General features: G+C 72.8%; 6 protein-coding genes. 4 read left to right on the top strand and 2 right to left on the bottom strand.

The window, feature by feature from the left end:
- Both VOI19_RS12275 and VOI19_RS12270 read left to right on the top strand, forming a co-directional pair.
- On the top strand, window positions 1–321 hold a 321-nt coding region (locus VOI19_RS12275; protein ID WP_323793247.1), incomplete at its 5' end, for a GNAT family N-acetyltransferase.
- Window positions 318–1,448, top strand: a complete 1,131-nt coding sequence (locus VOI19_RS12270) for an ArsO family NAD(P)H-dependent flavin-containing monooxygenase (RefSeq protein ID WP_323793246.1) — start codon at window positions 318–320, stop codon at window positions 1,446–1,448. The genes VOI19_RS12275 and VOI19_RS12270, both read left to right, overlap by 4 nt.
- 16 nt (window positions 1,449–1,464) lie before the next feature.
- Here VOI19_RS12270 and rlmC read toward each other — a convergent pair whose 3' ends face one another.
- Both rlmC and ligA read right to left on the bottom strand, forming a co-directional pair.
- Window positions 1,465–2,583, bottom strand: a complete 1,119-nt coding sequence (gene rlmC / locus VOI19_RS12265; protein ID WP_323793245.1) for a 23S rRNA (uracil(747)-C(5))-methyltransferase RlmC — start codon at window positions 2,581–2,583, stop codon at window positions 1,465–1,467.
- Between the two features lie 9 nt (window positions 2,584–2,592).
- Window positions 2,593–4,737, bottom strand: coding sequence for an NAD-dependent DNA ligase LigA (ligA, locus tag VOI19_RS12260; protein WP_323793244.1), 2,145 nt, complete (start codon window positions 4,735–4,737; stop codon window positions 2,593–2,595).
- 77 nt (window positions 4,738–4,814) lie between these two features.
- On the opposite strand from ligA, the gene VOI19_RS12255 reads away from it, so the two are divergent.
- Window positions 4,815–5,465 carry an alpha/beta hydrolase gene (locus VOI19_RS12255; RefSeq protein ID WP_323793243.1) on the top strand — a complete coding sequence of 217 codons (651 nt, stop codon included), beginning with the start codon at window positions 4,815–4,817 and terminating at the stop codon, window positions 5,463–5,465.
- A 110-nt stretch (window positions 5,466–5,575) separates the two neighbouring features.
- The coding region (locus VOI19_RS12250) for an MFS transporter (protein ID WP_323793242.1) at window positions 5,576–6,022 on the top strand (447 nt) is incomplete at its 3' end.

The raw sequence follows: 6,022 nt of genomic DNA, 5'->3' as shown, positions 1-6,022 counted from the left end.
GGTGCCGTCATCGGCTGGACCGGCGCGAGCGCGACCTCGGCTCGGGCGTGCTACTCCGGGGTCGCCGAGACGTCGGTGTACGTCGCTGAGCAGGCACGTGGTCGCCGGGTCGGACGGACCCTGCTCCACCGCCAGGTCACCGGGGCCGACGCCGACGGGCTCTGGACGCTGCAGACCTCGATCTTCCCGGAGAACCGCAGCAGCCTCGCCCTGCACCGCAGCGCCGGTTACCAGACCCTGGCGGTGCGCTCACGGATCGCTCAGCTCGACGGCGTCTGGCGCGACACGGTGCTGATGGAGCGCCGCGGACCCGACTCGTGAACCTGCCCTCCCACGTCGACGTGTGCGTCGTCGGGGGCGGTCAGTCCGCCCTGGCCCTCGGCTACTACCTGCGTCGCGCCGAGCGTGAGCGGCAGCGCCGCGGGCACCCGCCACTCTCGGTGGTCCTCCTCGACCGCCGCGACGGCCCCGGAGGCGCCTGGCTCGATGCCTGGCCGAGCCTGCGCCTCTTCTCCCCCGCCGGCTACAGCTCGCTGCCGGGGCGACTGATGCCCACCCCGGCCGACGGCACAGCCCCCGACGCGGCGCACGTGGTGGCCTACCTCGCCGACTACGAGCAGCGCTACGACCTCGACGTACGACGTCCGGTCGTGGTCGAGGACCTGGTCGGTGCCGAGGACGGCCGTGGTCCGACCGAGGTCCGGACCGACCACGGCCACGTGCAGGCCCGCGCCGTCGTCAACGCCACCGGCACCTGGGACCGGCCGTTCTGGCCCCGGCTGCCCGGCATCGAGCAGTTCGCCGGCCGCCAGCTCCACACCCACGACTACCGGGGACCCGACGCCTTCGCCGGGAAGCGGGTGCTGGTCGTCGGCGGGGGCAACTCCGGAGCACAGATCGCCGCCGACCTGCTCGGCACCGCCCAGGCGGTGCACTGGGTGACCCGCGAACCTCCCCGCTACCTGCCCGACGACGTCGACGGCCGGGTGCTCTTCGAGGTCGCCACCCGAGCCGTCCGGGCCCGGGCCGCGGGCGAGCAGGCCGAGGGCGTCGGGTCCCTGGGCGACATCGTCGTCGTCCCCCCGGTGCGAGCCGCGCGGGACCGCGGCGAACTCCACGCCGACCCGCTCCCCGAGCGACTCACCCGGCACGGCGCGACGTGGAGCGACGGGCACAGCGTCGATCTCGACGTGGTGGTGTGGGCGACCGGCTTCCGGCCGGCCCTGGGCCACCTCCGCGGCCTGGACCTGCCCCGGCGTCGGGGGGTGCCGGTCACGGTCGCCCCTGAGGGTGCGACCAGTGAGATGCGTAGTGCCGACGGCTCGCCGCTGTGGTTCCTCGGCTACGGCGACTGGTGCGGGGCCGCATCGGCGACACTCATCGGCGTGGGCCGACCGGCGAAGGAGGTCGCGGCCGACGTCGTGGCCCACCTCGACTCCCCTGGGTGACTCCAGGGGTGAGTAGTCAGACCCGCTCGAGGAGGAGCGCGACCTCGTAGTGCGTGGTGTGGGCGAACATGTCGAGCAGGCGCCCCTCGACCGGTCGCCAGGACGGCATCGCCGTCAGGTCGCGGGCCAACGAGGCGGCGTTGCAGCTGGAGTAGACGAGGTGGCGGGCGTCCGATCCCTCGAGGCGCGCCGCGAGGTCGACCCCGATGCCGCGCCGGGGCGGGTTCACGACCACGAGGTCGGCCTCGAGGGCCGACTCGGCCGCGTCGCCACAGCGGAACTGTGCGTCGAGGCCGGCCTCCTGCGCTGACAGTCGAGCACTGGCCACTGCCTCGTCACTCACCTCGACGCCGGCGACCGCACGGCCGGACGCGGCGAGGTGGAGGGCGAACCCACCGACCCCGCAGTAGAGGTCGAGCACCGACGACGGCGCGACCCGGTCGGCCCACCGCGCCGCCTGGCGGTATAGCGCGGCCGCCACGTCGGTGTTGGTCTGGAAGAAGCTGCGCGGGCGCAGGTGCAGCGTCACGTCGTTGACCCGCATGGGCAGGGTCTCCCGCTCGCTGAGCGGCGTCTCGTCCGGGCCCTCCAGCACCGCCTTGTGCTCAGGCTGGAGGTTGACCGAGACCACCGCGATCCGCGGCTCCGCAGCCAGGAGCGCGTCGAGGTGCTTGCGGATGCGAGGCACGGCCTCGGAGGAGCGCAGCACCCACCGCACGAGGAACTCCCCGTCGGGCGACTCGGTGACGAGCAGGTGCTTGAGCTCGCCCCGCCGACTCTTCACGTCGTACGGCATGAGGCCGGCGCGGGTGACGAATCCGGCGAGGACGCCGAGCAGCTCGTGCATCGCAGCGGAGTAGAGCGGGCACCAGCGCAGGTCGGTGCCGGAGCCTCCCGGGTCGAGGATGCCCAGGGCCGGCGCGTCGACCGGTCCGGTGACCACCATCTTCGCCTTGTTGCGAAATCCCTGCTCGGCGCTGGCGACGGCGGGCAGCCAGGTCAGGCCGGGGTGACGGGCGTGCTCCCCCAGCACCTCGCGGCAGGCCGCCTCCTTGGCGGCGAGCTGCACGCCGTACGGGGTCGGCAGCTCGCTGCACGACCGACAGGCCGCAGCGTCGTAGTAGGAGCACCGCACGGGGGCAGCCTAGGAGTCGTCGGCGTCGGGCTTCGGCGGCGGGCCGTCGGCCAGGAGCGCCTTGAAGCCGTCCTCGTCGAGGATCGGCACGCCGAGCTGCTCGGCCTTCTCGGCCTTCGAGCCGGCGTTGTCGCCGATGACGACGTAGTCGGTCTTCTTCGACACCGACCCCGACGCCTTGCCGCCCCGCGTCAGGATGGCTTCCTTCGCGGAGTCGCGGCTGAAGTCGACGAGCGAGCCCGTCACCACGACGGTGAGGCCCTCGAGGGTGCGTGGCGTCGACTCGTCACGCTCGTCGGCCATGGTCACCCCGGCGGCGCGCCACTTGGTGACGATGTCGCAGTGCCAGTCGTGGGTGAACCACTCGATGACCGCCTCGGCGATCGTCGACCCCACCCCCTCGGCCGCGGCGAGCTGCTCCTCGCTGGCAGCCTGCACGGCCTCGAGCGAGCCGAACTCGGTGGCCAGGGCTCGGGCCGCGCTGGGCCCGACGTGGCGGATCGACAGCCCGACCAGCACCCGCCAGAGCGGCACCTGCTTCGCGGCGTCGAGGTGGTCGAGCAGGCGCTGGCCGTTGGCCGAGAGCACCCGCCCGTCGGTCGCGTCGTCGACCTCGGTCTTCTTGGCGGCGCGCGTGAACAGCTCGGTGCGCAGCAGCTTGGCGGCGTCGAGGTCGAACACGTCGCCCTCGTCGACGATCACGCCCGCCTCGAGCAACGCAGCAGCGGCCTCGGAGCCGAGGCCCTCGATGTCGAAGGCCCCGCGCCCGGCCACGTGGTAGACCCGCTCGAGCATCTGGGCGGGGCAGGCGCGGTGGTTGGGGCAGCGCAGGTCCTTGTCGCCCTCCTTCTGCTGGGCCAGCGGGGTGCCGCACGACGGGCACTCGGTGGGCATGACCCAGGGCTCGAGGCCCTCGGGGCGCAGCGCGAGCACCGGCCCGACGATCTCGGGGATCACGTCGCCGGCCTTGCGGAGCACGACCGTGTCACCGGGGCGGACGTCCTTGCGGGCGACCTCGTGGCCGTTGTGGAGCGTGGCCATCTCGACCGTCGACCCGGCCACCCGGGTCGGCTCCATCCGCCCGAACGGCGTCACCCGACCGGTGCGCCCGGTGTTGACCTCGATCGCGAGCAGCTTGGCGTTGACCTCCTCGGGCGGGTACTTGAAGGCGATCGCCCAGCGCGGCGCCCGGCTCGTCGACCCCAGGCGGCGCTGCAGGGTGACGTCGTCGACCTTGACCACGACCCCGTCGATCTCGTGCTCGACGTCGTGGCGGTGCTCGCCGTAGTGCTCGATGAAGCCCTGGACCTCCTCGAGGGTGTCGAGCACCCGGACCCGGTCGGAGGTCGGCAGACCCCAGGCCGCGAGCGCGTCGTAGGCCTGCGACTGGGTGGCGGGCACGAAGCCCTCGCGAGCCCCGATGCCGTGGCAGACCATGCCCAGCGCACGCGTGGCGGTGACGCGCGGGTCCTTCTGGCGCAGTGAGCCGGCTGCGGCGTTGCGCGGGTTGGCGAACGGCGGCTTTCCGGCCTCGGTCATCGCCAGGTTGAGCCGCTCGAAGGCCTCCACGGGCAGGAAGACCTCGCCGCGCACCTCCACCGAGGCCGGGACGGGGAACGTCTCGGTGCCGGTGAGCCGGTGCGGGATCGAGTCGATCGTCTTGACGTTGGGCGTGACGTCCTCGCCCGTGCGGCCGTCGCCCCGGGTGAGCGCGCGGACGAGCCGACCGTCCTCGTAGAGGAGGTTGATCGCGAGCCCGTCGACCTTCAGCTCGCACAGCAGGGCGGGGTCGTCGACGCCGTCGCGGGCGAGCCGGCCGTGCCACAGCGCGAGCTCGTCATAGCTGAAGGCATTGTCGAGGCTCTCCATGCGCTGCTGGTGGTCGTGGGGGGTGAAGTCGGTCGAGACCGCGCCACCGATCTTCTGCGTCGGTGAGTCGGGGGTGCGCAGCTCGGAGTGCGTCGCCTCGAGCTCCTCGAGCCGCTTCATCCGGCGGTCGAAGTCGGCGTCGTCGATGCTCGGGTCGTCGAGCACGTAGTAGCGCCACCGCGCCTCCTCGACCTCCTCGGCGAGCAGGCGGTGCTCCTCGCGGGCCTCGTCGGGCGCGGGGGCGGCAGGGCGCTCGGCGGGGCCATCGGCGGGGGTGTCGGGCATGGCCCTATCTTGCCGCGACCCACCGACGCCGTGGCGACCACCCATCCGGGTGCCGCGGCGGCTGCGAACCTCTACCCGTGACCGCAGAGCAGTCGCGCGAGCTGGACGCGCAGATCATCCCCACCGGACGCGCCCTGACGCGCCTCGACGTCGAGGCGCCGCGCGCCGTCGCCCTGGTGCTGCACGGAGGCAAGCAGAGCAGTCGGCAGCCCGTCGACGGACGCAGCGCCTCCTGGAAGCGGATGGCCGCGATGCAGCGCTCCATCACTCCCGACCTGCACGCCGCCGACGTCAGCACGTGGCTGCTGCGCTACTCGGTGCGCGGGTGGAACAACGGCTCCCCCATCGCCGACGCCCGCTGGGCCCTCGAGCAGGTACGCCGTGAGGTGGGCGACGTCCCCGTCGTCCTGCTCGGGCACTCGATGGGCGGACGGACCGCGGCCTACGTGGCCGACGACCCCAACGTCGTCGGAGTCGTCGCAGTCGCTCCGTGGTGGCAGGCCGATGACCCGGTCAGCGCGCTGCGGGGTCGTCGCGTGGCCGCCGCCCACGGACGCACCGACAAGATCACCTCGGCCCGGATGACGCGTGCCTTCCTCGACCGCGCCGCCGGGGTCGCAGCCACGACCGAGTTCCACGACATGGGCCGCGTGGGTCACTACATGTTCCGCAAGGTGCCGACCTGGAACGACTTCGCCACCACGCGGTGCCTTGCTCTGCTCGCCTGAGCGGCCGGGAATGAAGTCGGGCCGGCCGTCCTTGTGGACGACGTAGCCGCCGTACTCCGATCTCGAGGCCAGCGTCTCGGGCCGCGCACCTCACCAGCAGAAGGACCCTGATGACCGAGCTGACCCAGGCCGACCCGCCCGCGCCGTCGAAGCCCCACAAGGAGCTGCACCTCGGCTGGGCGCTGGTGCTCATCTCGGTCGCGCAGCTGATGGTCGTGCTCGACGGCACCATCACCAACATCGCGCTGCCCTTCATCGGCAGCGACCTCGGCATCAACCAGGCCAACCTGTCGTGGATCGTCACCGGCTACGCGCTGGCCTTCGGTGGCCTGCTGCTCCTCGGCGGTCGTCTCGGTGACCTCTACGGACGACGCCGCGTCTTCATCCTCGGCCTGACGGTCTTCGGTCTCGCCTCGGCCCTCGGCGGCTTTGCCCAGAACGAGGCCATGCTGCTCTCCTCGCGCGCGCTCCAGGGTGTCGGCGCCGCGATGGCCGCCCCCACGGCCCTGGCGCTGATCACCACGACCTTCCCGGCCGGCCCGAAGCGCAACCGCGCC

The organism is Nocardioides sp., from assembly GCF_034670285.1.
Lineage (GTDB): Bacteria > Actinomycetota > Actinomycetes > Propionibacteriales > Nocardioidaceae > Nocardioides.
This window is presented reverse-complemented; position numbering and strand designations above follow the sequence as displayed.